This is a genomic window from Actinomadura sp. KC345, assembly GCF_004348515.1.
Lineage (GTDB): Bacteria > Actinomycetota > Actinomycetes > Streptosporangiales > Streptosporangiaceae > Spirillospora.
In genome coordinates this window covers 1-25,005 of the sequence record NZ_SMKH01000062.1, presented here as the reverse complement: position 1 = coordinate 25,005, position 25,005 = coordinate 1, and the positions used below count along the sequence as shown (strand labels likewise).

Below are 25,005 nucleotides of genomic sequence, written 5' to 3'. Positions count from 1 at the left end.
GATGTCCCTAGGAGCCGGACTTTGCGGAGGTTCGGCGGCGCGTTGCCGTCTTCTTCGCCGGCTTCTTCTTCCCGCCGCCCGCGGCCACCTTCTCACGACGCTCCGCGAGCAGTTCCGCGGCGCGCTGGATCGTGATCGACTCGACCTCGTCGCCCTTGCGCAGGCTCGCGTTCGTCTCGCCGTCGGTGACGTAGGGGCCGAACCGCCCCTCCTTCACCACGACCGGCTTCTCGCTGGACGGGTCGTTGCCCAGCTCGCGCAGCGGCGCGGCGGCCGCGGCCCGGCGCCCGCGCTGTTTCGGCTGCGCGAACAGCTCCTTCGCCTGCTCCAGCGTGACGGTGAAGAGCTCCTCCTCCGAGCCGAGCGAACGGCTGTCGGTGCCCTTCTTGATGTACGGGCCGAACCGCCCGTTCTGCGCGGTCACCGGCTCGCCGTCCAGCTCGCCGAGCGTGCGCGGCAGCGACAGCAGCTTCAGCGCGTCGTCCAGCGTGATCGTGTCGAGCGACATCGACTTGAAGAGGGAGCCGGTGCGCGGCTTGGGGGTGTCGGCCTTCTTCGTCCGCTTCTTCTTCTCGCCCTCCGCGGGCGGAGGGGCCTCGGGGAGCATCTCGGTGACGTAGGGGCCGAAGCGTCCCGACTTGGCCACGATCGTGTGCCCGGTCTCCGGGTCGGTGCCGAGCTCCCGGTCGCCGGACGGCTGCGCCAGCAGCTCCTCGGCCTTCTCCGCGGTCAGCTCGTCCGGCGGGATGTCGTCGGGGATGTTGGCCCGCTCGCCGTCCCGGTCGAGGTAGGACCCGTACCGGCCGACCCGGACCATGATGTCGGAGCCCTTGATCGGGAACGAGCTGACGCCCTTGGCGTCGATGTCGCCGATGTCGCTGACCAGCTCCTTCAGGCCCTCCTCGCCGGCGGCGCCGAAGTAGAACCTGGTCAGCCAGCGGACGCGCTCCGCCTCGCCGCGGGCGATCTCGTCGAGACCGTCCTCCATGTTGGCGGTGAAGTCGTAGTCGACCAGGTTGCCGAAGTGCCGCTCCAGCAGGTTGACCACGGCGAACGCCAGGAACGACGGGACGAGCGCCGTGCCCTTCTTGAACACGTACTCGCGGCCCAGGATCGTGCCGATGATCGCGGCGTACGTCGACGGACGCCCGATCTCCCGCTCCTCCAGCTCCTTGACCAGGCTGGCCTCGGTGTAGCGGGCCGGCGGGCGGGTCGAGTGGCCCTCCGCGTCCACGGCGTTCGCGGTCAGCGGGTCGCCCTCCGCCAGGTTCGGCAGCCGCCGCTCCTGGTCGTCGCGGTCGGTGGACGGGTCGTCCGCGCTCTCCACGTACGCCTTCAGGAACCCGTAGAACGTGATCGTCCTACCGGTCGCGCTGAACTCGGCGCGCTCGTCCGCCGTCGACAGGCCGGTGACCCGGATCGACACCGACTGCCCGGCCGCGTCCTTCATCTGCGACGCGATCGTCCGCTTCCAGATCAGCTCGTACAGCCGGAACTGGTCACCGGACAGGCCCGTCTCGGCCGGGGTGCGGAACGTGTCGCCCGCCGGGCGGATCGCCTCGTGCGCCTCCTGCGCGTTCTTCACCTTGGACGCGTAGACGCGCGGCTTGTCGGGGACGTACTCCCCGCCGAACAGCGCCGCCGCCTGCCGCCGCGCCGCCGTGATCGCCGTCTCCGACAGCGTGATCGAGTCGGTGCGCATGTAGGTGATGAAGCCGTTCTCGTACAGCTTCTGCGCCACCGACATCGCGTACTTCGCGGAGAAGTTGAGCTTGCGGCTGGCCTCCTGCTGGAGGGTCGTCGTCCGGAACGGGGGGTACGGCTTGCGCGTGTACGGCTTCCGCTCGACGGACCTGACCTCGTACGGCCGGTCGCGCAGCCGCTCGGCCAGCCCTCGCGCGGCCTCCTCGTCCAGGTGCAGCGCGTCCGTGGTCTTCAGGGTGCCGTCGGACGCGAAGTCACGGCCCTGCGCCACGCGCTTGCCGTCCACGGACACGAGCCCGGCCTTGAACGCCTTCGGCTCCTCCTCCTTGCCCGTGTCGAACTGAGCCGCGATGTCCCAGTAGTGGGCGGGGACGAAGGCGATCCGCTCCCGCTCCCGCTCCACGACCAGCCGCGTCGCCACGGACTGCACCCGGCCCGCCGACAGCTTCGGCATGACCTTCTTCCACAGGACGGGGCTGACCTCGTACCCGTAGAGGCGGTCCAGGATGCGGCGCGTCTCCTGCGCGTCCACGAGCCGCAGGTTCAGCTCCCGCGGGTTCTCGGCGGCCTGCTGGATCGCGTCCTTGGTGATCTCGTTGAAGACCATCCGGTGCACGGGGACCTTCGGCTTCAGGACCTCCTGGAGGTGCCAGGCGATCGCCTCGCCCTCCCGGTCCTCGTCCGTCGCGAGGTAGAGCTCGTCGGCCTCGGCGAGCAGCTTCTTGAGCTTCGTGACCTGCTGGCGCTTGTCCGTGTTCACGACGTACAGGGGCTCGAACTCCTGCTCGACGTTCACGCCGAGCTTGGCCCACGACTCGCCCTTGTACTTGGCCGGCACCTCCGAGGCGCTGCCCGGGAGGTCCCGGATATGGCCGATACTGGACTCCACGATGTAGCCACGACCCAGGTACCCCGCGATCGTCTTCGCCTTCGCGGGCGACTCGACGATCACCAGGCGGGTACCGGTGCCGTTGCCCCGGCCACTGTCCGCGGTGCCGTTCTTGGCTGGCACAGTCGCTCCAACCTCGCTGTCTTTGGTCTCTTACACAAGCTTCTTCTTACGGCTTGGTACAACGTCACAGGACGGCGCGTTCATGCCCCGCGGTCACCTCCGCCTCGACTCCGCCACTCCGTCCCGGACGGGATTCTCACCGCCGCGCGCCTCAGACAGGATGACATGCCGCCGGACGCCGCGCGGACCGGGACGCCCCACGGTACGGTGCCACAGGCCGGGGAGACCAAGTAATAATGGTCGCAATGGCGCAGTACACCTACCTCGTCCTGTCACTGCCCCGCGGCACGACACGCGATACCGCCCGGCAGATCCTGACCGAGCACGCGGAACACGGCGGCTGGGAGATCGATCGGTTGCGCCTGTACCCCGACGGCCGCCGCCGTATTCAACTCCGCCGCAAGGTGATCCGCGCCGTCCGCACGTTCTGAGCCCCCGCCAGCCGGTCAGCCCGGAGCGTAGCACTACGTACGTTCCAAATGACGCAACGTGAACGTCGTGCCTGGTGACAAGGCTCCGCCCGCCCCGGAACCGCGCCATCCGGGACGGGCGAAGCGTCTCGGCCACCGCCGGCGCCGCGGCCCGCGGCGGCCCCGGCTCACCGGCACACGGGGAGCCCGCGAGCGAGTTTCGGCGCGCAGGCCGCGGCGGCCGGAACCGCCGCCGCCCCGAACGTCCACGTCACCCCGGACTCGGGAATGCCCGCGCCGGCGGCGGCATGGGACGGGGTGGCGGTGACGCCGAGGGGGCCAGAGCCCACAGCGAGCACAAGGGCCCGGAACCTACCTTCTGCCAAAAGTCGCATGATGCTCCGTTCGTTGGGGGAGACGCACGGTTCTCGTGTGTCCTTGGGGGGTGTCGTGCGGGGGCACGACGGAAGACCGGATCACCGCGTCGGCCGCGCGGGCGCTTGTGATCAGCCCGCTGGTCAGGCGCGCTTTCGTCCGCGGCGGCACGGGTGGCCGGGCGAACCGCGTCCACGGCGCGCGGACCCGATGCGCGCGGCGGGACCGGAGCGCACGCGACGACCTCCGGACGCCCGGCCGCCGCAGCGGACCTGGGGCGACCGGTGCCCGTGGAACGTCCGCCGGGCCGCCGTGGCGCATCCGAAGATCCAGCCCGCGATGAGCAGCCCGCCGAGGATCAGCAGCCGCCGGACGGGGACCGCCCCGATCCGCACCACGCCTCCCGCCACCTGGCAACCTCCGCCGCGACCGCACCATTGCCAACAGACGGTGACGATAGCACCACGGGGTGCATTGGCGTCGGTAAATTCAGGAGCGATCGAGGAATGTGTCGAGGACCCGCACGCCGAAACGCAGCCCGTCCACTGGGACGCGCTCGTCGATCCCGTGAAACATTCCGGAAAAGTCCAAATCCGGGGGCAGTTTCAGCGGCGCGAAGCCGAAGCACCTCATGCCCAGCCGGGCGAACGCCTTGGCGTCCGTCCCGCCGCTCAGGCAGTACGGCACCGGCAGCGCGCCGGCGTCCTCGGAGGTCAGCGCCGCCTCCATCGCCGCGACGAGGGCGCCCTCGTAGTCCGTCTCGATCGCGTGGTCATGGTGGACGAAATCCCGCTCGACGTCCGGCCCGAGAAGTTCATCCACCACCGCGAAGAACTCCGCCTCATATCCGGGAAGGAAACGTCCATCCACCTGCGCGGTGGCGCTCTGCGGAATGACATTCGTCTTGTATCCGGCATCCAGCCGCGTCGGATTGAGCGTGTTCCGGAGCGTCGCACCGATCATCCGCGCCAGCGGCCCGATCTCCTCAAGGCACTTTTCCGGCCTTTCCGGATCGAACTCCACCCCGTACGCCATGCACGCCCGCTCAAGGAAGGCCCGGACCGACTTCGTGAGGCGCACCGGAAACTCGTGCGCCCCCAGCCTGGCGACGGCCGCCGCCACGGCCGTCACCGCGTTGTCCGGATGCACCATCGACCCGTGCCCCGCGGTCCCCTTGGCGGTCAGGTTCATCCACGCGATGCCCTTCTCCGCCGTCTCGATCAGGTACATGCGCCGATCCCCCGGCACGGTGAGGCTGAACCCCCCGACCTCACCGACCGCCTCGGTGCATCCTTCGAACAACTCCGGATGCTCCCTCACCAGCCACTGCGCACCCCACTTGCCCCCGGCCTCCTCGTCGGCCAAAAACGCGAGCACCACGTCCCGCGGCGGCCTGCGCCCCTCCCTGAGCCGCTGCCGCACGACCGCCAGGATCATCGCGTCCATGTCCTTCATGTCCACGGCACCGCGGCCCCAGACGCACCCGTCCGCGATCTCTCCCCCGAACGGATCCCGCGTCCAGTCCTCCCCCTGCGCCGGCACCACATCGAGATGTCCGTGCAGCAGCAACGCGTCCCGCCCCGGATCCTCCCCCTCGATCCTCGCCACGAGACTGGCCCGCCCCGGATGCGACTCGAAGATCCGCGTCTCCAGCCCGACCTCCTCGAGCCTCTCCGCGACATACTCCGCCGCCGCCCGCTCCCCCGGCCCCGAGTGATCTCCCGGGTTGCTCGTGTCGATCCGGATCAGCTCCTGGCAGAACCGGACGACCTCGTCCTCAGCGGTCGGCTGCTGCTGGCCCACAGTGATCACCTTCGCGCCTCGCGTCCTCACGTACCGCCCCCATGGTGCCCCGCCGATCGACTTCGCCGCGACTCGCCACCTTTGGTATGGTGAACCGGCCGCAGCCGCGCTGCGGCCTGCAACCTGTCCGGGTGGCGGAATAGGCAGACGCGCTAGCTTGAGGTGCTAGTGCCCTTCACGGGGCATGGGGGTTCAAGTCCCCCCTCGGACACACAGTTTGTACATAACTGGGCGTTTTCGGGCATTACGGAGTGCCCCTCGGTGCCTGTTTTACACCCGAGAGGGTCGGCCTTTCGCTGTTTGATCACCCCCTTCCGGCTATGAATGCCGTGGGGACACGAGCCGCAATCCGTATGCCCAGGGCGGAGTATGCGACGCCGCGAGGCGCCGCGATGTCAGCGCCTTTGGTCGATGGTGACCTTCACCTCCTTCGGAACGCCGGTCCGCAAGATGCGGGTCTCGGGCTCGTAGGTGAGAGTGATCTTGCACGTGCGCAGGTGAGCGATGGCCTCCCTGGGGTCGGTGGACGTCCCGTCCGGCGTGGCGGCTAAGGGTCCGGTCAGGAGAACGTGCAGTGCCGGCAGGTGGGGCAGGGTGTGGTCCTCGCGGATGTAGAGGTTCTTGGGCCGATCCGGACCTGAGCGCGACGCGCTGCTGTGACCGTGCCGGCAGCGATACGCCGACCAGCAACGCCGCAGCCTCAGGCCGCCGCGCCCACGGCAGCACCCGGCTGTGCCCGACATCGAAATACTCCGCCACAATCCGCCCATGCCCACCGATCAGCGCAGCGGCTTGATCATGCTGCCGCGCCCGCGACGTCACCGGATCCTGATGATCCTCGGTCGACACCCGCCCATAGAACGCGAACCGCAACCCGCCCTTCTGCGGCTGCGCCAACCGGCGCTTCCCCGACCGCTCGGCCCACGCCATGAGTGAGTCCTCACTCCGGTCCCGGCCCGCTTCGCACGACGCGTGTGGCAGACTCGCAGCCATACCCCAGCCCCCTGACACCGGAAGCTCATATTCGGCACCAGCATTCACTAAGAACAGGCCAGGCATACACCAAATGGCGAAAATACCGCAATAAACAATCCACCATTTGTGGACAATTAGCCACAAGTCGCCACAGTCATGGTTGGGCGCGCCCGCTGCAGCGCCCTCGCAGCCCGGTGCGCTGCGTGGCTCTCACAGCGATTCGGTTCGCGACGGGCTGCTTGCGGAACCTGGTTGCCGACCTGACCATCACCCAACACACCACCAACAACCGACGACTACATCCCGCCCAATCGGCCACCATGGGCGCTTAGCAGCTAGCCAAGACGTATACGGCGATATTCGAGCCTGCAACCACAGCAAGGACTCGTCCGAAACCCCAAATCACCACCCTGACAGCATCGGAATTTTTCCGTAGGCTGTGGTTTCGAGTCCCACGCGCCCCACTACCGCTCACCAGGGCAGACACAGATTCTGTCCGGCATGACGCCTGCCGGTTCTGTCCGGCTTCGCCCACCCGTCTGTTCCATGTCTGCTCGGCGACCCGGTCCGGGCTTGCCACGTGGTCCAATACCCGCCAGAAGGCAGCAATGGGAGAGGTCACTGGTGTTCGTCGTGGGCTGCAGATCAGGAGCGCCCGTTCTCATCTTCGCCGTAGATGCCTCGGGCTCGCTCGACCGCTGAGGAGTAGGCCGTGGCCTCACTGCCGGGTCAGCAGCAAGACAAAAACTACTACTTGTAGTATCAGAACGTCTCTAACTGCCCTCCCGGAGGTCACCCTTGGAGTTCCTCAGGCTTCTGCTGCTCTTCCTTCACTTCGTCGGCCTTGCGGTCCTCATCGGTGGCTTCGTCGCCCAACTCCAGGCGGCGCGGTCCGCCCCGTCCCGCCCTGGGACCGCCATGCTGCACGGCGCACTCACCCAGCTCGTGACCGGCGTCGCTCTGGTCGGAGTACTCCAAGGCGCTCTGGACGAGGAGGTGAACAACGCCAAGATCGCCGTCAAGCTCGCGGTGGTTCTGGCCGTGGTCACCCTTATCCTCGTGGGACGCCGCCGCCCCCTCAGCACGCCGATCTTCATGACCATCGGGGGCTTGGCCATCGCCAACGTCGGCGTGGCGGTCTTCTGGACCTGACATCAGGAAGGCCGGTGGACCACCCCTGAACATTCACCTGGCCGCGCCCTGGCACATCGTTGCCGTGCCGTACTGCGGCAGAGCCTCGACAGCCCGACACCGTGGTCGCACCTCACCATTCGGCGAGGCGAGATCCCCGAGTGCGGACGTGGGGCGCTGGCGGCCCGTCCTGCCTACGTCCGCGTCATACGCCCCCGAGACGCAACTGCGCGCTTTCTCACCCGCTGGCAGCGGAGCTGTCTCCTCAGGGGTTATCAGGTGGCGGGTTCGGAGGCGCCGAGGCTGCGCAGTACGAAGGTGGTGACGCGGGTGATGGTTTCGTCCAGGTCGCGGGTGCCCTGGCCGAGGTGGTAGCGCTCGGCGCCCAGGCAGGCGTGGACGAGGTGAGCGGTGCCGGCGGGGTCGCAGGGGGCGAACTCGCCGGCCTTGACGCCGTCCTCGATGATCTCGGTGAGCAGGCGTCCGAGCGGGCCGACGTGGGCGTGCATCTGCTTGTAGCCGTCCGGGCCGAGGAGGGGCGCCAGTTCGGGTCCGGCGGGCTGGGGGTGGGCGGCGAAGTCGGCGAGCTGCTGCCGGACGTAGACGGTGATGCGCTCGGTCGGCCCGGTGGCGCCTTCGAGGGCGCGGTGCAGTTCGTCGGTGAAGCGGGTCGTTTCGTGTTCGGCGTGCGCGATCAGGAGTGCCCGGACGTCGGCGAAGTAGTTGTAGACGACGCTGCGGTTGAGGCCTGAGCGCGCGGCGACCTCGGCCATGGACAGCCTGTCGACGCCGTCGGTGGTCATGATCTCCCGCACGGCGACCAGGATGCGCTCTCGCGTGACGGCGCGGTGTTGATCGAGGGATCCGGTGATGCGGGGCACGCTTCGCATCGTAGGCGATCCCTTATCTTCCTTGGCTTGACCAGGCACGACGCCTTCTTTCCGAAAGAAACGCTTTGATACTACGTGACGTAGTACCAAAGCGTCTGTATGGTGACCCGCGTGTCGACGGAGATCAGGACCGAACCCGAAGGGCCGGCCGCCGGTGTCACGGCGGCGTGCACGGCGAGCGGCCTCGCCCGTGGTTACCGGAACGCTGGGCGGCTCGCCGTGGACGGTGTTTCCTTCCGCGTCCGTCCCGGCGAGGTGTTCGGGGTGCTGGGCCGCAACGGTGCGGGGAAGACGACGCTCGTGCGGATGTTGGTCGGGTTGCTGCGTCCCGATGGCGGTTCGGTGCGGATCGGCGGGTCGGATGTGACCGGACAGGCCGTCCGGGCCGCCGCGCACGTGGCGTACCTGCCGCAGTGCGAGTCCGCGCTGGCCGACATGACCGTGCGCACGGCGGTGGCGACGACGGCCCGGCTGCGCGGCCTGTCCCGAGTGCATTCGTGCCGCCAGTCGGCCGCGTTGCTCGCCGAACTGGGCATGGCGGATCTCGCGGACGCCCGTATGGGACGGCTCTCCGGTGGTCAGCGCAGGCTCGCGGCGGTCGCCACCGCACTGACCGGGCACCGGTCCCTTCTGGTTCTGGACGAGCCGACGGCCGGTCTCGACCTGGACGCCCGCCGAACCGTCTGGCAGGCGCTGCATCGACGGCGAGCCGGAGGGGCGGCCATCGTCCTGGTCACCCACAACGTCATGGAGGCTGAAGCCGTCCTGGACCGCGTGCTGGTACTGCACCATGGCCGCACCGTCGCCTGCGGCACCCCGGGGCGGCTCAAGGAACGGTTCGGCGGACTGGTCCGGCTCGGCCTGGCCTGGCGCCACGCCCCGCCGCTGACCCCGGCCGACCTGGGCGGTGAGGTCCGCGCACAGGGAAACCGGTGGTCGGTGCGGATGCCGGTCGAGAACGCGCGACGAGCACTGGCGGAGATCCTTTCCGGGCCCGCGTACGCGGCGCTCGACGACTTCTCTCTGGCCCCGCCGAGTCTGGAGGACGTCCTGCTGTCCTGCGACGGCGACGTTCTGGCTCGCGACGCCGGCGAGGGCTCCTGATGGCGTCGTCCCCGGCGTTCACGCCGATGGTCACGACCGTCGCCGCCGTGCACACCGCCCAGCTCGGACGCGCCCGCGCCGGCGGCGGCGCGGTCGTCATCGTCGCGACCGTCCAGTCGCTGGCGATCCTCGCCCTGCTGCGCGGCGTCGGCGGCGACGCCGGGCAGGCGTCCCACGCCGCGGTGGTGTCCGGGGCGATCCTCACCGTCGTCGCGTTCATCGCCTGGAATCTGCTCGCCCAGCGGCTCGCCGCACTCAAAGCCGGTGGCGGCCTGGACTACTACGGGACGCTGCCCGTCCGCCCCGCCGCCGTCGTCCTCGGTTTCTGCTCCTGCTACGCCGCGTTCGCCGTTCCCGGGATCGTGTTGACCGCAGTGGCCGGAGCCGCACTGTTCGGCCTCCCCTTCACACATCTGTGGGTGCTGGCGCCGGCCACGCTCACCTCCGCCGTGACCTTCAGCGGCCTCGGCGCGCTCAGCGGACTGACCCCGGCCCGCCCGGAGACCGCCACGCTCGCCGGGCAACTCGGCCTCACCGCCGTGATGCTCATCGGCCTGATCCCGCCGCAACCGCTCCCCGACTGGCTGACCACGATCCGCGCCGCCATCCCGCTCGCCTACGACATCGACGCCCTCGCCTCCGCGCTCACCCCCCACCCCGACTGGACGGGCATCGCGCTGCGGCTCACCGGCTCCGCCGTGTTCGGCGCTTGCTGCCTCGCCCTCGCCGCCCGCTCTTACCACAACGCCATGAACCACTGAAACGCCACGAACCACTGAAACGCCACGAACCGCTGACAGGAGAATCCATGTCTCCCGACCCCGCCCTCGCCACGCTTAGCAACAGCCTCACCGATGCGGCGACCGCCCTCTACACGTTCGCCGCCCTGGCGTTTGCCGCGATCTTCGCCTACCGCACGAGCACGACTGCCGAACCCGCGCCGGTCCACGAACGCGTCCTCGTCGCGGCGGGCGCCGGCGGCACGCCGCCCGCTCCCGCGCGACCGGCGCCTCGACCGGCCGAACCCCGGCGCGTCTTCACCGCCGACTCACTCGGCCGCTACGCCATCGGCCTGACCGTCATCGGCTGGACCGTCCAGCTGGCGGCCCTGGCCACCCGCGGCGCGGCCGCCGGACACGTCCCGTGGGCGAACATGTTCGAGTTCGTGTGCGCCGTGACGTTCGCCGCCGTCACCGCGTTGCTGGTGCTGTTCACCCGCAAGCAGACCCTCTACCTCGGTGCCTTCGTGATGTTCCCGGTGGTGCTCGCTCTGGGCCTGGCCACCACAACCCTCCACACCCCGGTCAGCCCGCTTCAGCCGTCCCTGGACTCCTACTGGCTCGCCATCCACGTCCTGGCGGCGATCGTCGCCACGGGCGGGTTCACCGTCGCCACCGCCCTCACCACGCTGCACCTCTACCGAGGCCGTACCAGCGTCACGCCAGAGCACTCGCAGAGCAGTCCCGCCATCGCCGCCCTCGCCGTGCGGTTGCCGCCCGCCGCCGCACTGGAGCGGCTGGCACGCCAGACGATCACGTTCGCCTTCCCGGTCTGGACGTTCGCGATCATTGCCGGCGCCATCTGGGCCGACAACGCCTGGGGACGCTACTGGGGCTGGGACCCCAAAGAGACCTGGGCCTTCATCACCTGGATCGTCTATGCCGCCTACTTGCACGCCCAACGCACCCGAGGATGGAGCGGCCGCAAAGCCGCAGTGGTCGCCATCGTCGGCTACGGCTGCCTGCTGTTCAACCTCATCGGCATCAACATCTGGGGCTCGGGCCTGCACTCCTACGCCGGCATCTGACCCACCGCTCCACGCCCCTCCATAAGGACATCAACCCACCCGCGATGCTGGAAGCCGATCGGCCGACGCCTCTCCATTGCTCACCACGCCATGGGGAGCCCAGACCGCCGTGAAGGCTCGGCGCACTACCCCGCCGCGCCCTCACCGCCGCGGGTCGGCTGGCGGTGAGCTCCGAGATCGCCGTCCTCTGCTCTTTCGCCGGTTGTCATGAGCAGACGCCGCCTTCGGCCTGAGCGGGTCGATGGGGCGGGGCGCGGCCAGGCGGCGGAGCGCAGGAGGCGAAGGCCGTTGAGGCCGACGATGACGGTGGAGCCTTCGTGGCCGAGGACGCCGAGCGGCAGCGGGAGGTGTCCGAGCAGGTCCCAGGCGACCAAAACCGTGATGAAGGCCGCGGCGATGACCAGGTTGGCGGTGACGAGACGGCGGGCCCGGCGGGACAGGGCGATGGCCGCGGGGACGGCGGACAGGTCGTCGCGGATGATGACGGCGTCGGCGGTGTCCAGGGCGAGATCCGATCCGGCCTCGCCCATGGCGACGCCGGTGTCGGCCGCGGCCAGGGCGGGCGCGTCGTTGACGCCGTCGCCGACCAGGAGGACGCGCTGCCCGCCGTCCTCCATCTCCCGCACGGCCTGCGCCTTGTCCTGGGGCAGGAGACCGGCGCGGACGTCGGTGATGGCGAGGCGCCCGACGAGCGCGGAGGCGGCGGGTGAACCGTCGCCGGTGAGCAGGATCGGGGCCGTGCCGGTCAGGGTCGTCAGCGCGGCGACCGCCGCCGGGGCCTCCGGGCGCATCTGGTCGGCCAGGCCCAGCACGGCGGCCGGACTGCCGTCGACGGCCATCACCACGGCGGTCTGCCCGGCGGCCTCCATCGCCGCGACGGCCGGGGGCCGGGCGTGGCCGTCGAGGACGTGGCCGGGGCTGCCGATCCGGATCCGGTGCCCGTCGACCCGGGCGGTGACGCCCTGCCCGGGGATGGAGGCGAAGTCCTCCGCCTCGGGCGACTCCAGGGCGGCGTCGCGGGCGGCCGTGACGAGCGCCCGGCCCAGCGGATGCTGCGACGGGCGCTCGGCGGCGGCCGCCAAGGCGAGGACCGTTCGTTCATCGCTCGCCGGGCCGAGGGTCGCCGCCGCGCCGGAAAGCAGCTCGATCCGCTCCAGCCGCGGGACGCCCCGCGTAAGAGTGCCGGTCTTGTCGAAGGCGACCCGCGTGGTCCCGCCGAGGCGTTCCATGACGACGGCGGACTTGACCAGCACCCCGTGCCTGCCGGCGTTCGCCATGGCCGCCAGCAGCGGCGGCATCGTCGCCAGCACCACCGCGCACGGCGAGGCGACGATCATGAACGTCATCGCCCGCAGCAGAGTCGGCCGGAGTTCGGCGCCGAAGAGCAGCGGCACGACGAACAGAAGCAAAGTGGCGGTGACCATGACGACGGAGTAGCGCTGCTCGACCTTCTCGATGAACAACTGCGATCGGGCCTTGGTCCGCGACGCCTCCTCCACCATCGCCACGATCCGGGCGACGACGGTGTCACCGGCGGGACGGGACACACGGACCCGCAGGGCACCCGTCCCGTTGCCGGTCCCGGCGAACACCTCCTCCCCGGCGTGCTTGACGGCCGGCAGCGGCTCACCGGTGATGGTGGCCTCGTCCACGTCACTGGCCCCGGCGACGACATGACCGTCGGCGGCGATCCGTTCCCCCGGGCGCACCAAAATCACGTCCCCGACCGTCAGCTCGGCGGCCGGAACGGTCTCTTCGACGCCTCCGTCCCCCCGCCAGTCGGCACGTTCCGGGGGCTGGTCCGGTGGGGACAGCCGGGTGGCCGTCTCTGGAGCCAGGTCCAGAAGCCCCCGGACCGCGTCGGCGGTACGAGCGGTCGCCACCGCCTCCAGCGCACCGGAGGTGGCGAAGATGACGATCAGCAGGGCGCCGTCCAGCACCTGCCCGATCGCGGCGGCGCCGGCCGCCGCCGCGACCATCAGCAGGTCCACGTCCAAAGTGCGCTCACGCAGCGCCTTTACCCCCGCCAGCGCCGGTTCCCAGCCGCCGGCGCCATAGCAGGCCAGCAGCAGCCCCCACGACATCCAGGTCGGCGCGCCCACTAGCCAGGCCAGCCCCCCGGCGGTGAAGAATCCGGTCGCGACGACCGCCCAGCGCACCTCGGCCAGCGCCCACGCGCGCGTCCACGTCCCCGCCATCCGCCTCCACGCGGCGCCGGCCCCGACCAGCCCGCCTGCACCCGGTCGGCGCGACTGGGCATGCCCCTGGTCGTCTCGAACGCCGGTCTGCATCGTCACGCCGGTCCCCTCACCGATACAGGAAGACATGAAGATCTATTCATTTATACAGGATTGCTAGCATCGGGCCATGGGTCATGGAGTCGAGGGCCGCGCCACTCCGCCGGCGAGGCTGGACTCCGCCACCGCGCTCAGCGTGGCCGCCACCCTGCAGGCCCTGGCCGCCCCGTCCCGGCTGCTGATCCTCGGCCGGCTCCGCCACGGCCCCTGCTCGGTCACCGAACTGGCGGAGGCGGTGGACATGGAGCAGTCGGCCGTCTCCCACCAGCTTCGGCTGCTACGCAACCTCGGGCTGGTCGTCGGTGAGCGCGCCGGTCAGCGCATCGTCTACCGGCTGCACGACAACCACGTCGCAATGCTGCTGGACGAGGCCGTCTACCACAGCGAACACCTGCGCATGGGCGTCCGCGACACCGACCCGAACCTCGGCACCGACTCCTGAACGCGCAGGGCGGCTGCCGCATGCCGTCAGGTGCTCTCGGCCCGCACGGCCGCACGCCCCCGGACGCGGCCCCGGCTCGGACGACGCGTCCCGGACGCGGAGTTCCCGGCGCACCGCGACCAGGGCGGCGAGGGCCGTGGTGAGCGGGACGGCCGCGATGAGACCGAAAGTGCCCGCGACCCGCCTGCCCAGTCGCCCGCGTGGATTCGTCCGCGTGTGACGCCCCAGGCAGGTGCAGCCGTTCGGTTGCGTGTCGGTGTCAGGACGAGGAGATGTTCGGTTCTCGGGGGTCAGGACTGGGCCTGTCCCGGTCGGTGATCGCGGCGGGTGCGGTGTGGACCGCGCGGGCGGTGACCGCCCGGGCGAGGGCGGGCTGGAGTGCCGCCAAGGCGAGGCATACCGCGGTCATGGCGGTCCACAGGGCCGTCGCTCCGGCGTGCTGGAGGATCTGCGTGCCCAGCAGTGGGGCCGCCACGGCGCCGATGCCCCAGCTGGTGCCGTAGACAGCCATGTAGCGTCCGGTGGCGCCGGGTGGGGCGATGTCGGCGACGGCGGCGTACATCCGCCCCATCAGCAGCAGATCACCCAGGCTCCACAGCACCGTCGCCACCAGGAGGACGGGCAGGGTGTGGGCCGCGGCGTAACCGGCGAGGCCCGCGGCCAGCAGCAGGTAGCCGGCGGTGAACGCGGCGGCCCCGGTCATGGGCGTCAGTCGCAGCAGCGGCTGACCGGCCACGATGGTCAGGGCGGACGCGGTGAACAGCAGCCCCGCGTCGGCGGGTCGCAGCCCCCGGTGGGTTAGGGCCAGCGGAAGGATAGTCATGATCTGCAGGTACAGCAGGGCGAACAGCGTTCCCGAGGCGAACAGGGCCAACAGGACCCGGTCACACCACGGGAAGAGGCTTCCGGTCCGCTTAAGTGCCTGCTCGGCCGCGGCGAGGCCGACGGACCGGTCGGCGGGCAGGCCGATGCGCATGACGAGGGCGCAGACCAGGCATGTCACCGCGTCGGCGACGAACAGCCAGCGCAGGTCCCAGCGCCCCAGCCCGGCGGCGAGCAGCCCGGCGCCCATCCCCGCCGCGGCCAGAGCGGCGTTGAGGAGGCTGTAGGCGCGCACGCGGTCGGCGCGGCCGACGGCATCAGCGATGATCGCCTGGCTGGGCGGTTCGTACAACTCGAACACGAGCCCGAGCAGCACCGCGAAACAAGCGACGACCGCCAGGTTCCCGGAGCCGGCGATCCCCGCCTGCGCCACGGCGCAGCCGAGGAGCCCGCCGACGATCGTGCGGCGCCGCCCGAACCGGTCCGCCAGGCGCCCGCCGACCAGCCGGGACGGGATGGTCGCGATCCCGAACGCGGCCGAGATCGCACCGGCGGCGGCAGGGCTTCCACCGAGTCCGGCGGTGACGAGCACGGTGAGGAAGGACAGGGAGAATGCCCCCAGGCGGTTGACCGCCCGTGCCGCGATCAGCAGCCACACCACGCGTGGCAGCCGCTGCCCGGCCGGCCCAAAAGATCGCATCACGCTCCGACGTTACTGGCGAAATGGATATCGTCGGTAATGAACGCTAGAAGCAGAGGGAGTGACTGGTCAAATGATGTTCGATAGTCACGTCGCAGCGTTGCTGGACGCGTCCGTTGCGCTGGTCAACGTGCTGACCGACGGCACCAAGGGCGGCAAGCCCTACGCCGCGCCGCGCGGCGATGACCTACCTGGTGCGGTCACCGCCGCACTGCCCTCCACCGCGGGCGGCCGGATCGGTCCGGAGGAGGCCGCCTACCTGTCCGGCACCGCCCAGCGGATGCGGACCGTGTTCGAGGCGGTTGACGACGGACGCATCGACGATGCGGCCCGCACCGTCAACGAACTCCTGCGCTCCACCGGCGCTCGCCCGCAACTCGACCTCGTCGCCGGCGAGCCCTGGCAAGTCCACTTCCGCGGCGCGAGCGACTCCCTGGACGTGGGGTGGAGCGCAGGGTGCGCCACCGCACTCGCCTTGGCCATCGGCAGCGACCTCGTCGGCCGCCTGGGCATATGCCAGGCATCCCGCTGCGATCGGGTCTTCGTCGACTCCTCCCGCAACGCCGTCCGCCAATTTTGCTCCACCGCCTGCCAGAGCCGCGTCAAGGCCGCCGCGTTCCGCGCACGCCAAGCCGAACGCCGATGACCGTTCCCTCGGCAGGTCACGCCGTCAGATGGTGTACCTGGGCGCGATGCGGGTCACGGCCGCCGGGTCGGCGTGACGAGCACCGCGGTCAGTGCAGTGCGGTGATGACGGTGCCGTCGGCGAACAGGCTGGTGGTCCTGGGCCGGGCGTAGTCATGGGTGCGCCGCTCGGGCATGCCCGGCATCAAGGGCCTGCATCTGCGACTTCTCGTCCACGCACAGGACCACGGCCCGTTCGGGCGGCTGGTGGTAGAGCCCGACCACGTCCAGCACCTTCTCCACGAACACGGGGTCGGTGGGGATCTTGAAGGTGTCGGCCCGGTGCGGTTTGAGGTCGAACCTGCGCCAGATCCGCCCGATGGTGGACTTGCTCAGCCCGGTCCGTTCGGCCATCGACGCCCTGGACCAGTGCGTGGCGTCCTCGGGGGTCTGCTCCAAAGTGAGCGTGACCACCTGCTGGACCTTGTCCAGCAGGATCGAGGGCGGACGGCCAGGGCGGCGCTCATCGGCCAGCCCGGTCCAGGCCATGCTCGATGAACCGCTTGCGCCACTTGGCCACCGTCGGCGGCGAGACACCCCCGCTCGGTGGCCACACCGCGTATGGAACGCCACGGGCTCGGCCCATGCCAGGAGGGAGTCCGCGTCCACATCCCGACCTGCTTCCCCGGACGCGTTCGGCGGCCTCGCAGCCATGACCTGAATCCCCTCATGCCGGAAACACCTTTTCGGTTTCAACATCCAGCAATGAGAGGGAATGCATACAGGAAACGGTGGGCCCTTCCCCGAAGAGCAATCATTTTCTCACCCCCGAGGACGCAGTCCCGCGGGTCCGGGTCTTTGAGGTCCGCCGCGAACGCTCGCTCGCCCCCGTTGAGGACAGCGTAGTTCGCGCTCGCCTCGCCGAACCTCGGCTCGTAGGAGCGCCTCTCGTCGCCCCGCTTGGGACGTTCTTCACCACGTCGGCGCCAGCTTCGGTGAGCATCAGGGTGGCAAGGGGGCCATGCAAGAGGGTTACCAGGTCGAGGACCCTGATGTTGGCGTACTCCTTGAGCCGTTTGACGTCCCGTTCGGGAGCATCGACGGTGGTCGAGCACGTGGGCGCGCCGTCAGAGCCGCGCCTTCGATGTCGAGGTCGGGAAGGAGGCGGCCGACCCATCGAGGCAGCCACCAGGCGCTGTGGCCGGTGAGTGTGAGGACGGCGGGGATGAGGGTCATCCGGACCAGGAGGGCGTCGGCCAGGATTCCGGCGGCCAGGCCGAGGGCGATGGGTTTGAGGGTGAGGTCGTCGGTGGTGACGAAGCCGGCGAAGACGGCGAACATGATGAGGGCGGCGGCGGTGATGACCCGGGTGGTGTGCCGGGAGCCGGTCAGCACGGCCTCACGCGGGCGGCCGGTGCTGACGTGTTCCTCGCGGATCCGCGATACCAGGAAGACCTGGTAGTCCATCGCCAGGCCGAACAGCACCGCGATCACGACGATCGGCATGAAGCTGAAGACCGGCCCGGTGGTGGCGACGCCGAACGCCTCGGCGAGCCAACCCCATTGGAAGACCGCGACGACCGCGCCGAACGCGGCACCGGCCGACAGCAGGAACCCGGCCGCGGCCTTGACCGGAACGAGGACCGAGCGGAAGACCAGCAGCAACAGCAGCAGCGAGAGCCCCACCACGATCGCGGTGAAGGGCGCCAGTGAGTCGCGCAGGCGGTCGGAGACGTCGATGGCGGCGGGGGTGGAGCCGGTGACCAGGACTTGGGCGCCGGCAGCGGCGCCGAGGGCGTGGGTGCGGGCGCGGATGTCGCGGACGAGCCGCTGGGTCGCCTGGGTGCGCGGGCCTTGTTCGGGGACGAGGTTGAGGACGGCGGTGCGGCCGTCGGTGCCGGGTTCGGGGTCGCTGATCGAGACCACGCCGGGCAGGTCGAGCCCGTTCCCGATCTGGGCGGCGGCCCTCACCGGGTCGCCGCGGCGGGTGTGGACCAGGACCAGCAGCCGGCCGTTGTTGCCGGGACCGAAGGCGTCGGAGATCAGGTCGTAGGCCTTGCGCTGGGTGGAGGCGGGGTCGGCGGTGCCGTTGTCGGGCATCGCCAGGTCGAGCTTGAGCGCCGGGAGCGCCATCGCGCCCAGGGCCAGCAGGACGACCGGGATGGTGAGCAGCGGGCGGCGGGTCACCAGGCGGGCCCAGCGCAGCCCGCCGGCGCCGACGCGCTGCGGGCGGGCGATGCGTGCGCGGGACTTGGGGCGCAGGCGTTCCCCGGCCAGGCCGAGCAGGGCGGGCAGCAGGGTGATCGCGGCGGCCACCGCCATCAGCACGGTCAGTGCGGCGGCCAGGCCCATGACGGTCAGGAACGGGATGCCGACCACCGCCAGCCCGGCCAGCGCGATGACCACCGTCAGGCCGGCGAAGACGACGGCGCCGCCTGCGGTGGCGGTCGCGCGCGCCGCCGATTCCTCGGCTCCCATTCCGTCGGTGAGCTGGGTGCGGTGCCGGGAGCCGATGAACAGCGCGTAGTCGATGCTGACGGCCAGGCCGACCATCAGCGCCAGGCTGGGGGCGGTGTCGGAGACGGTGGCGATATTGGAGACCAGCATCAGCCCCAGTAGCCCGATGACCAGTCCGGTGATCGCGGTGGTCAGGGTCAGCCCGGCGGCCAGCAGCGAGCCGAACGTGACCACCAGCACGATCACCGCGACGACGAGGCCGATCACCTCGCCGATGCCCAAATGCATGCCGGCGGTGCTGTAGACGGTCCCGCCGACCTCTGCGCGCAGGCCGCCCAAGCGGGCCGCGGCGGCGACGTCCTCCAGGGCGGTGACGCTGGAGTCCTCCAGGACGTCCCGCTTGATCGGGTACAGCACCTGGGCGAGCGCGGTGCGGCGGTCGGCCGAGACGGTCCCGGTCCGGAACGGGTCGGTGGCCTCGGCGACCTGCGGCGCCGCGGCCGCCTCCCGCACCGTGCTCTGGATGCGGGCCCGGTGAGCCGGGTCGTCGATGGTGGTGCCGGGCGGGGCGGCGAACACCAGCTGCGCGGTCACTCCGGTGGCCTCTGGCAGGGACCGTTCCAGCAGGTCGATGCCCTGCTGGGATTGCGAGCCAGGGATGGTGGCCTCGCTGTCCAGGTGGGAGCCGAAGGCCGCCAAGCCGCCCCCGGCCAGCAACAGCAGCAGCAGCCAGCCGGCCAGGAACCGGAATCGGTGGCGGAACGCGGTCCGGCCGAGCCGGTAGAGCAGGGTCGACAACGGGGGTCCTCTCAGGCGTGCGTGGTCGGGGGGAGCAGTGCGGTCAGCACGGCGGTGAACGCCTGCTTGATCACGTCCGCGGTGACGGCCTCGGGGTCGGCGAGGTGCTCGTTGACCAGGCCGTTGGTGAGGCAGTGCAGGATCAGCCCGGCCAGCTCCGCAGGAACGGCCGCACCGGCGCCGGTGCGCTCGGTCACCTCGGCGACCGAGCGGGCGGCGGTGTTGCGCTGCGCGCGGCGCATCGGGGCCAGCACGGCCCGGGTCTGCTCGTCGCGGGCGGCGCGGGCGGCGAACTCCAGCCCGAGCTGGCCGTGCCGGGTGTCCCCGGTGATGCGGGCGGCGATCAGCTCGGCGACCCGTTCGATCGCCGCGCCGGCGTCACCGGTGCCGTCGATCTCGGCGGTCACGGCGGCGAGCTCGTCCTGGGCCCCCTGGGCGAGGACGGCGCCGAACAGTTCCTGCTTGCCGCCGAAGTTGGAGTAGACGGCGCCCTTGGTGAATCCGGCGGCATGGGCGATGTCCTCGATCCGGGCATCGGCGTAGCCGTGTTCGGTGAACGCCCGCACCGCCTCGGCGAGCAGCCGCCGCCGGACCTCCTCGCGTGGGACCCGCCGGGCGGGCCCCGGCCTGTCAGTGGGGTTGTCGGTCATGATCGGACCGTAGCATACTCAAAGTATTCAATACTTTGGGTATCGATCTTGGAGGCTCCGTTGACCCCCTCATTTCGTCGCTCACTGCCCCTGGCGGCGGGAACGCCGCTCCTGCTCGCGTCCCTCACCGGCTGCGGCGCGTCGGCCGACGACGCCGCGGCCGAGCAGCGCGACTTCGGCCCCGCCGGCACCCGCCTCACCATCACCAAGGACCAAGGCGACCTGGACATCCGTCCCGCCGACGTCAAGAACGTCCAGGTGACACGCCGGTTCGACCGGTGGGCGCTGATCGGCGGCGAGCCGACCGCGACCTGGGACCTCGCTGGGGACCGGCTCACGCTGTCCACCGACTGCGGCGCCCTGATCGGCGGCTGCGCCGTGCGCTACCGGGTACTGGTCCCCCGCGGCCTCGCGGTCGGCATCGAGGGGGAGAACGGAGCGATCTCGGCCACCGGCTTCGGAGCCGCACTGCGCATCCGCAGCACCAACGGCTCGATCAAGGTCGACGGCGCCACCGGCCCACTCGACCTGCGCAGCGAGAACGGCGAACTGCGCTCCACCACGACCAGGTCACCACAGCTCTCGGCCACCTCCCAGAACGGCAAGGTCGACCTATCATTCGCCGCCCCACCCCAGCGGGTGGCCGTGACCACCGAGAACGGCGAGGTGAACGTGACGGCCCCACGTGCCACCTACAAGATCACCACCACCACCGACAGCGGCGACGTCCACACCGACATCCCCACAGACCCCTCAGCCCTCCGCTCGATCACCGCCCGCACTGACAGTGGAGCAATCACCCTGACCACTGCGGCAGGCGGCTGAACCGCGCCACATGTGCGGCCGCCAACAGTTCCGGACGAGCCGCCGACACAGGGATCTTCCTGTCCAATTGGACAGCTACTGTGTCCTGAGCTACCTTCCTGTCCATGTGGACAGGAAGAGCGTCAGCGTCGGAGGGGCCTTCGAGCACGGCGCCTCCCCGGGTCGGCCGACTGCACTACCTCGACTCGATCCGGATCGCTCTGTCAGCGCTGGTGATCTTGCATCACGCGGCCCAGCCGTACGGTCCGGTGGACTGGTGGTATGTCGAAGGAGAGCCCAAAGCGCAGTGGATCGAGGACTTCGCGGTGCTCAACGCGCCGTTCAAGATGAGCCTCTTCTTCCTGATCGCCGCCTACTTCCTGCCCGCCGCGATCGACCGGCGGCGGGAGCGGCCCTACGTCGGGCCGCGGCTGAAGAAGCTCGGCGGGCCGATCCTCGTGGGATTCTTCTTGATCATCCCGGTTCTGATGTACGCCTATTACCTTGAGGTCCGCGGCTACGGCCACATCGGATTCGGCGACTACTACTGGAACGTCTATCTCGGCGAAGGCGAGGAACCGGCCGACTGGAGCGGACCGATCTGGCCGGACCGCCAGTTCGGCCACTTGTGGTTCATCCAGCACCTGCTCGTCTACTCGCTGGTCTACCTCGCCTGGGGGGCGGTCGCCGACCGGGTACGCGCCCGGCGCGGGATGGCGGCGACGTCGGGTACCCGGGCCACTCCCCAGCGCGTGAGCGGGCTCGCCGTGGCCGTCTTCGCCGTCCTGGTCGCCGCCGGCACCGGGGTGCTGCGCATCTGGTACCCCGTCGACGAGTGGGTGCCGTTCGCCGAGTTCATCCAGACCGAGCCCGCCGACCTCGCCCAGCACATCCCCTTTGTGATCGCGGGTGTGCTGGCCTACCGGCGCGGCTGGTTGCAGACCCTTCCAGCGCGGGTCGCCTACGGCTGGCTCGCGGCCGCCGGCGTGCTGAGCGTCGCCTACGTCGCCTTCCGAAGCGACCTGACCACGTTCTTCGAGTCGAGCGGCGCCGGCCTGGGGCAGTTCGCGTGGGCGGGGTACGAGACAGTGCTGTGCGTCGGGTACGCCCTGGGCATGCTGGTCCTCTTCCGCGATCATGTCCGCGGCACCGGAAGGCTGCAGCGCTCGGCCGCCGACGCGACGTTCGCGATCTACCTCATCCACCTGCCGATCGTCGTCGGCCTGCAGTACCTGGTGCGTGACCTGCCGCTGGGCGCGAGCGGGCGCTTCCTTCTGGTGGCCGCGTTCGGCTTCGCGTTCAGCGTGGCGGCCGCGCTGCTGCTCCGGCGCACGCCAGGCGTCCGGACCATCCTGTGATACTCGGGCTACTGTCGCCGACATGCCACAGCAACCGTCCGAGCCGCATTCCAAGCCGAACCGCGGGGAGGCGCGCGACGCGCTCATCGCCACCGGCCGCCGGCTGTTCGCCGAGCAGGGCTTCCCGGCGACCACCACCCGCCAGATCGCCGCTGAGGCGGGTGTGTCGCACGCCCTGCTGCGCTACCACTTCTCCTCCAAAGCGGGACTGCGCGAGGCGGTCGACGAGGACGTCCTCGGATCCTTCGAGCAGGCCTTCGTCACGGCCGGCCAGGAGGGCATGCAGAGCGGGACCCTCGCCGAGGCCGGACGCGCGGCGGCACTGATGTTCGGCGCCGACCAGGAACGGCGCCGCTACATCCGCCGGGTGCTCGTCGACGACGACGAGCGAGCGGCCGCGCTCCTGAACCGGCTGGTCGCCGGCGCCGAGCGAGAGGTGGACCGGCTCATGGCAAAGCCCGACGCCCTGCCCGCCGAAGACCGGCAATGGGCGCCGTACCAGGTCCTCTTCCTCATTCTCGGTCCGCTGCTCCTGGAACCGGCGCTGGCGACCGTCATCGGCGGCGATCCCTTCGCGCCCACCAGCTTGACCGCACGGAGCGAGGCCAACCAGCGACTTCTCCAACGCGGACTTTTCGGCCCGCGTTGATCGGCGGCCGCGGTCCCGGCCGTTCAGACCCCGTACACAGCCGCCGACCTCATCCGCCGGTTATGGATCGGGCACGTATGCGGTGGCCGCCGGGAGAGCTCGCGCAACGGTTTGGACGATGTCATCGATTCCTTCGCCCTCGGGAAGGGGCTTTCGAGCGCCAAAGCTTTCTGCTACAAGTGTAGTAGCAATCCCGATCCAGCAACTACGACGCTCCCGCTTCGGACGGCGCGGTGATGCCGAGAACGATCGGCAAGCTGTCGAGCACGCCGAGGGGCGTGATCGGCACGGGCGGTGGTGTCGACGAAGAAGGAGAGGTCATGGGCGTCAGCCTGTCCAAGGGCGGCACCGTCTCACTGACCAGGGAGGCGGGACGGCTCACGGCGGTAATGGTGGGGCTCGGCTGGGATGCATGCACCACGACCGGCTCCGACTTCGTCCTGGACACCAGCGCGCTGTTGCTGAACGAGTCGGGCAGGGCTCCCTCGAACCAGCACTTGGTGTTCTTCAACAACCTCCGCAGCCCCGACGGATCCGTCGAGCACACCGGCGCCGGCCTCACCGGGCAGGGCGAAGGCGACGACAAGCGGATCAAGGTGATCTTGGCGGCGGTGCCGCCCGACGTGGTCCGCATCGTGTTCCCGGTGTCGATACGCGACGCCGACGCCCGCAAGCAGAACTTCGGCCAGGTCCGCAACGCTTTCATCCGCGTCACCAACCAGGCCAATGGCAGCCAGCTGGCCCGCTACGACCTCAGCGAGGATGCCTCCACCGCGACTTCCATGGTCTTCGGTGAGCTGTATCGCGATGGCGCGGAGTGGAGATTCCGCGCCGTCGGCCAAGGGTATGCCGCTGGCCTGGGCGGTGTCGTCAAGGACTTCGGCGTCAGCATCTGAACCGCCCACGTGGCTGGTGCCACCGGACTTGGTTGAGAGCATTGATGACCGTCCCAGCTCCCAGTCACGGCTGGTCCGGTCGCGGCCATCAGCGGCGACAAGACCCCGTCCGGCTCGGACGTGCGGCGGGAAAGTTCAGATCGCCACATCGTCACGGCTGCCGCGATACAGGCTCCTCGCTATGGGTTTCCGGCTCGGTTGGTGGCCGCGGATCGCGGAGGGCTCGGATTTCGGTGCGCAGGGCGGCGATCTCCTCCAGCAGCGCCGCGTCGGAGTCCCGCTGTGCCTGGCGAACGGCGGCGGCGATCGTCTCGGTCTGCTGCACGTCGTCATCCTCCATCGCGCGTACAACGACCGCGATGAACAGGTTGAGCACCACAAACGTGCAGACGAGGATGAACACCACGAAGAAGATCCACGCTGCGGGATGGTGTTCCATCACCGACCGGGCCACCTGCGACCAGCTCTCCCCCGTCATCACCTGAAACAGGGTGAACAGCGAGGCGCCCAGGTCGCCGAAGTACTCGGGTTCGGCCTGCCCGAACAGCTTGGTCGCCATCACGGCACCGACGTACAGCACCAGCGCCAGCAGCATGGCGATCGAGGCCATGCCGGGCATCGCGCCCAGCAGCGCCGACACCACCCGGCGCAGGCTGGGCACCATCGAGATCAGCCGTAGCGCCCGCAGAATCCGCAGCGAGCGCAGCACCGACAGCCCACCCGAGTGCGGTACCAGGGAGATCCCGACGACCGCGAAGTCGAACACGTTCCACGGGTCCCGGACGAACCGGGCGCGCTGGACGTAGATCTTGGCCAGCAACTCGGTCACGAACACACCCAGCGCCACCCGGTCCACCGCATGCAGCAGGCCACCGGAGTGTTCCATCACCGAAGGGACGGTCTCCAGACCGAGCGTGACGGCGTTGACCAGGATCACCGCGACAATCACCCGCTGGGTGCGCCGCGCCCCAACCAGGTGCGCGACACGCTCCCGCAACGCCACGTGACCGCCGGGACCGGACGACCGCAACTTGACTCCCACGAAGCCGACAACACCGGGAGCGGCTCAGTCCGCGTCCTCTACGTCCTCGATGGCGTCCTCGTAGGCCTCTTCGTAAGCCTGTTCGTAGGCGGCCTGCTGGTAGGCGTCCTCGACGGCCTGCTCCTGCACCTCTTCGACGGACTCGGCGAGCGAGCTCTCGTCGGCGCCGTCCTCATCCTCATCGTCATCGTCATCGTCGAGCAGCTCGTTGACGACCGCGCCGGCCACGAACCCGGCCGCCGCGCCCCCGACCGC

General features: G+C 70.1%; 21 protein-coding genes, 1 tRNA gene and 2 pseudogenes. 12 read left to right on the top strand and 12 right to left on the bottom strand.

The window, feature by feature from the left end; genetic code table 11:
* Window positions 1–7 precede the first annotated feature (7 nt).
* Complete coding sequence (topA, locus tag E1281_RS13295; protein WP_165958903.1) at window positions 8–2,716, bottom strand: type I DNA topoisomerase; 2,709 nt, start codon at window positions 2,714–2,716, stop codon at window positions 8–10.
* Between the two features lie 245 nt (window positions 2,717–2,961).
* On the opposite strand from topA, the gene E1281_RS13290 reads away from it, so the two are divergent.
* Window positions 2,962–3,147, top strand: a complete 186-nt coding sequence (locus E1281_RS13290; protein WP_131877860.1) for a DUF5703 family protein — start codon at window positions 2,962–2,964, stop codon at window positions 3,145–3,147.
* 167 nt (window positions 3,148–3,314) lie between these two features.
* Here E1281_RS13290 and E1281_RS40210 read toward each other — a convergent pair whose 3' ends face one another.
* The 3 genes from E1281_RS40210 to E1281_RS13280 form a co-directional block, all read right to left on the bottom strand.
* Window positions 3,315–3,476 carry a hypothetical protein gene (locus E1281_RS40210; RefSeq protein ID WP_165958902.1) on the bottom strand — a complete coding sequence of 54 codons (162 nt, stop codon included), beginning with the start codon at window positions 3,474–3,476 and terminating at the stop codon, window positions 3,315–3,317.
* Between the two features lie 168 nt (window positions 3,477–3,644).
* Entirely contained in the window at window positions 3,645–3,896 is a 252-nt protein-coding gene (locus E1281_RS13285) for a hypothetical protein (protein WP_207943262.1), read from the bottom strand.
* 94 nt (window positions 3,897–3,990) lie between these two features.
* Window positions 3,991–5,313, bottom strand: coding sequence for a M20/M25/M40 family metallo-hydrolase (locus E1281_RS13280; protein WP_131877856.1), 1,323 nt, complete (start codon window positions 5,311–5,313; stop codon window positions 3,991–3,993).
* Between the two features lie 116 nt (window positions 5,314–5,429).
* On the opposite strand from E1281_RS13280, the gene E1281_RS13275 reads away from it, so the two are divergent.
* Together E1281_RS13275 and E1281_RS13265 are read left to right on the top strand one after the other, a co-directional pair.
* Window positions 5,430–5,515: transfer RNA gene (locus E1281_RS13275), tRNA-Leu, on the top strand.
* A gap of 1,562 nt (window positions 5,516–7,077) precedes the next feature.
* Window positions 7,078–7,431, top strand: coding sequence for a hypothetical protein (locus E1281_RS13265; RefSeq protein ID WP_131877854.1), 354 nt, complete (start codon window positions 7,078–7,080; stop codon window positions 7,429–7,431).
* 254 nt (window positions 7,432–7,685) lie between these two features.
* Here E1281_RS13265 and E1281_RS13260 read toward each other — a convergent pair whose 3' ends face one another.
* Complete coding sequence (locus E1281_RS13260; protein WP_131877852.1) at window positions 7,686–8,300, bottom strand: TetR/AcrR family transcriptional regulator; 615 nt, start codon at window positions 8,298–8,300, stop codon at window positions 7,686–7,688.
* A gap of 111 nt (window positions 8,301–8,411) precedes the next feature.
* Between E1281_RS13260 and E1281_RS13255 the strand changes: the two genes are divergently transcribed.
* The 3 genes from E1281_RS13255 to ccsB are packed head-to-tail and all read left to right on the top strand — an operon-like array spanning window position 8,412 to window position 11,211.
* Window positions 8,412–9,404: an ABC transporter ATP-binding protein gene (locus E1281_RS13255; RefSeq protein ID WP_207943261.1), complete on the top strand. Its 993-nt coding sequence runs from the start codon at window positions 8,412–8,414 to the stop codon at window positions 9,402–9,404.
* Window positions 9,404–10,165 carry an ABC transporter permease gene (locus E1281_RS13250; RefSeq protein ID WP_131877848.1) on the top strand — a complete coding sequence of 254 codons (762 nt, stop codon included), beginning with the start codon at window positions 9,404–9,406 and terminating at the stop codon, window positions 10,163–10,165. The genes E1281_RS13255 and E1281_RS13250 overlap by 1 nt, the downstream gene beginning before the upstream one ends.
* Before the next feature lie 47 nt (window positions 10,166–10,212).
* Window positions 10,213–11,211 (top strand): c-type cytochrome biogenesis protein CcsB, encoded by a 999-nt coding sequence (gene ccsB, locus E1281_RS13245; protein ID WP_131877846.1) that lies wholly within the window; start codon window positions 10,213–10,215, stop codon window positions 11,209–11,211.
* Between the two features lie 125 nt (window positions 11,212–11,336).
* Here the strand turns inward: ccsB and E1281_RS13240 are convergent, their stop codons facing one another.
* Complete coding sequence (locus E1281_RS13240) at window positions 11,337–13,502, bottom strand: heavy metal translocating P-type ATPase (RefSeq protein WP_279433612.1); 2,166 nt, start codon at window positions 13,500–13,502, stop codon at window positions 11,337–11,339.
* Between the two features lie 76 nt (window positions 13,503–13,578).
* Between E1281_RS13240 and E1281_RS13235 the strand changes: the two genes are divergently transcribed.
* A complete protein-coding gene (locus tag E1281_RS13235; protein ID WP_131877844.1) occupies window positions 13,579–13,950 on the top strand; it encodes a metalloregulator ArsR/SmtB family transcription factor in 372 nt (123 codons plus the stop codon).
* A 259-nt stretch (window positions 13,951–14,209) separates the two neighbouring features.
* Here E1281_RS13235 and E1281_RS13230 read toward each other — a convergent pair whose 3' ends face one another.
* Window positions 14,210–15,472 (bottom strand): MFS transporter, encoded by a 1,263-nt coding sequence (locus E1281_RS13230; RefSeq protein ID WP_243716924.1) that lies wholly within the window; start codon window positions 15,470–15,472, stop codon window positions 14,210–14,212.
* A gap of 73 nt (window positions 15,473–15,545) precedes the next feature.
* Here E1281_RS13230 and E1281_RS13225 point away from each other — a divergent pair, with 73 nt between their 5' ends.
* On the top strand, window positions 15,546–16,118 hold the full coding sequence (locus tag E1281_RS13225; RefSeq protein ID WP_207943259.1) for a CGNR zinc finger domain-containing protein: 573 nt from the start codon (window positions 15,546–15,548) through the stop codon (window positions 16,116–16,118).
* A 118-nt stretch (window positions 16,119–16,236) separates the two neighbouring features.
* Here E1281_RS13225 and E1281_RS13220 read toward each other — a convergent pair.
* The 3 genes and pseudogenes from E1281_RS13220 to E1281_RS13205 form a co-directional block, all read right to left on the bottom strand.
* Window positions 16,237–16,679: pseudogene (locus E1281_RS13220) on the bottom strand (IS630 family transposase); the annotation flags it as partial.
* Between the two features lie 449 nt (window positions 16,680–17,128).
* Window positions 17,129–19,351 carry an MMPL family transporter gene (locus E1281_RS13210; protein ID WP_131877842.1) on the bottom strand — a complete coding sequence of 741 codons (2,223 nt, stop codon included), beginning with the start codon at window positions 19,349–19,351 and terminating at the stop codon, window positions 17,129–17,131.
* 11 nt (window positions 19,352–19,362) lie between these two features.
* Window positions 19,363–20,001: a TetR family transcriptional regulator gene (locus E1281_RS13205; RefSeq protein WP_131877840.1), complete on the bottom strand. Its 639-nt coding sequence runs from the start codon at window positions 19,999–20,001 to the stop codon at window positions 19,363–19,365.
* Between the two features lie 60 nt (window positions 20,002–20,061).
* Here E1281_RS13205 and E1281_RS13200 point away from each other — a divergent pair, with 60 nt between their 5' ends.
* The 4 genes from E1281_RS13200 (at window position 20,062) to E1281_RS13185 (ending at window position 23,708) form a co-directional block, all read left to right on the top strand.
* Window positions 20,062–20,826, top strand: coding sequence for a DUF4097 family beta strand repeat-containing protein (locus tag E1281_RS13200; protein ID WP_131877838.1), 765 nt, complete (start codon window positions 20,062–20,064; stop codon window positions 20,824–20,826).
* A gap of 104 nt (window positions 20,827–20,930) precedes the next feature.
* Window positions 20,931–22,163, top strand: a complete 1,233-nt coding sequence (locus E1281_RS13195) for an acyltransferase (protein ID WP_131877836.1) — start codon at window positions 20,931–20,933, stop codon at window positions 22,161–22,163.
* Window positions 22,164–22,185: 22 nt separating this feature from the next.
* A complete protein-coding gene (locus tag E1281_RS13190; protein ID WP_131877834.1) occupies window positions 22,186–22,812 on the top strand; it encodes a TetR/AcrR family transcriptional regulator in 627 nt (208 codons plus the stop codon).
* Between the two features lie 320 nt (window positions 22,813–23,132).
* Entirely contained in the window at window positions 23,133–23,708 is a 576-nt protein-coding gene (locus E1281_RS13185; protein ID WP_131877872.1) for a TerD family protein, read from the top strand.
* A 151-nt stretch (window positions 23,709–23,859) separates the two neighbouring features.
* Here E1281_RS13185 and E1281_RS13180 read toward each other — a convergent pair whose 3' ends face one another.
* Together E1281_RS13180 and E1281_RS40205 are read right to left on the bottom strand one after the other, a co-directional pair.
* A complete protein-coding gene (locus E1281_RS13180; protein WP_131877832.1) occupies window positions 23,860–24,711 on the bottom strand; it encodes an ion transporter in 852 nt (283 codons plus the stop codon).
* A 63-nt stretch (window positions 24,712–24,774) separates the two neighbouring features.
* Window positions 24,775–25,005 (bottom strand): annotated as a pseudogene (locus E1281_RS40205) (SpoOM family protein); the annotation flags it as partial.

Bases quoted from the DNA above. Each gene is read 5' to 3' on its own strand.
- E1281_RS13290 (WP_131877860.1), top strand. From the start codon at position 2,962: ATGGCGCAGTACACCTACCTCGTCCTGTCACTGCCCCGCGGCACGACA.
- E1281_RS13260 (WP_131877852.1), bottom strand. From the start codon at position 8,300: ATGCGAAGCGTGCCCCGCATCACCGGATCCCTCGATCAACACCGCGCC.
- E1281_RS13250 (WP_131877848.1), top strand. From the start codon at position 9,404: ATGGCGTCGTCCCCGGCGTTCACGCCGATGGTCACGACCGTCGCCGCC.
- ccsB (WP_131877846.1), top strand. From the start codon at position 10,213: ATGTCTCCCGACCCCGCCCTCGCCACGCTTAGCAACAGCCTCACCGAT.
- E1281_RS13240 (WP_279433612.1), bottom strand. From the start codon at position 13,502: ATGCAGACCGGCGTTCGAGACGACCAGGGGCATGCCCAGTCGCGCCGA.
- E1281_RS13235 (WP_131877844.1), top strand. From the start codon at position 13,579: ATGGGTCATGGAGTCGAGGGCCGCGCCACTCCGCCGGCGAGGCTGGAC.
- E1281_RS13230 (WP_243716924.1), bottom strand. From the start codon at position 15,472: ATGCGATCTTTTGGGCCGGCCGGGCAGCGGCTGCCACGCGTGGTGTGG.
- E1281_RS13225 (WP_207943259.1), top strand. From the start codon at position 15,546: ATGATGTTCGATAGTCACGTCGCAGCGTTGCTGGACGCGTCCGTTGCG.
- E1281_RS13205 (WP_131877840.1), bottom strand. From the start codon at position 20,001: ATGACCGACAACCCCACTGACAGGCCGGGGCCCGCCCGGCGGGTCCCA.
- E1281_RS13195 (WP_131877836.1), top strand. From the start codon at position 20,931: ATGTGGACAGGAAGAGCGTCAGCGTCGGAGGGGCCTTCGAGCACGGCG.
- E1281_RS13190 (WP_131877834.1), top strand. From the start codon at position 22,186: ATGCCACAGCAACCGTCCGAGCCGCATTCCAAGCCGAACCGCGGGGAG.
- E1281_RS13185 (WP_131877872.1), top strand. From the start codon at position 23,133: ATGGGCGTCAGCCTGTCCAAGGGCGGCACCGTCTCACTGACCAGGGAG.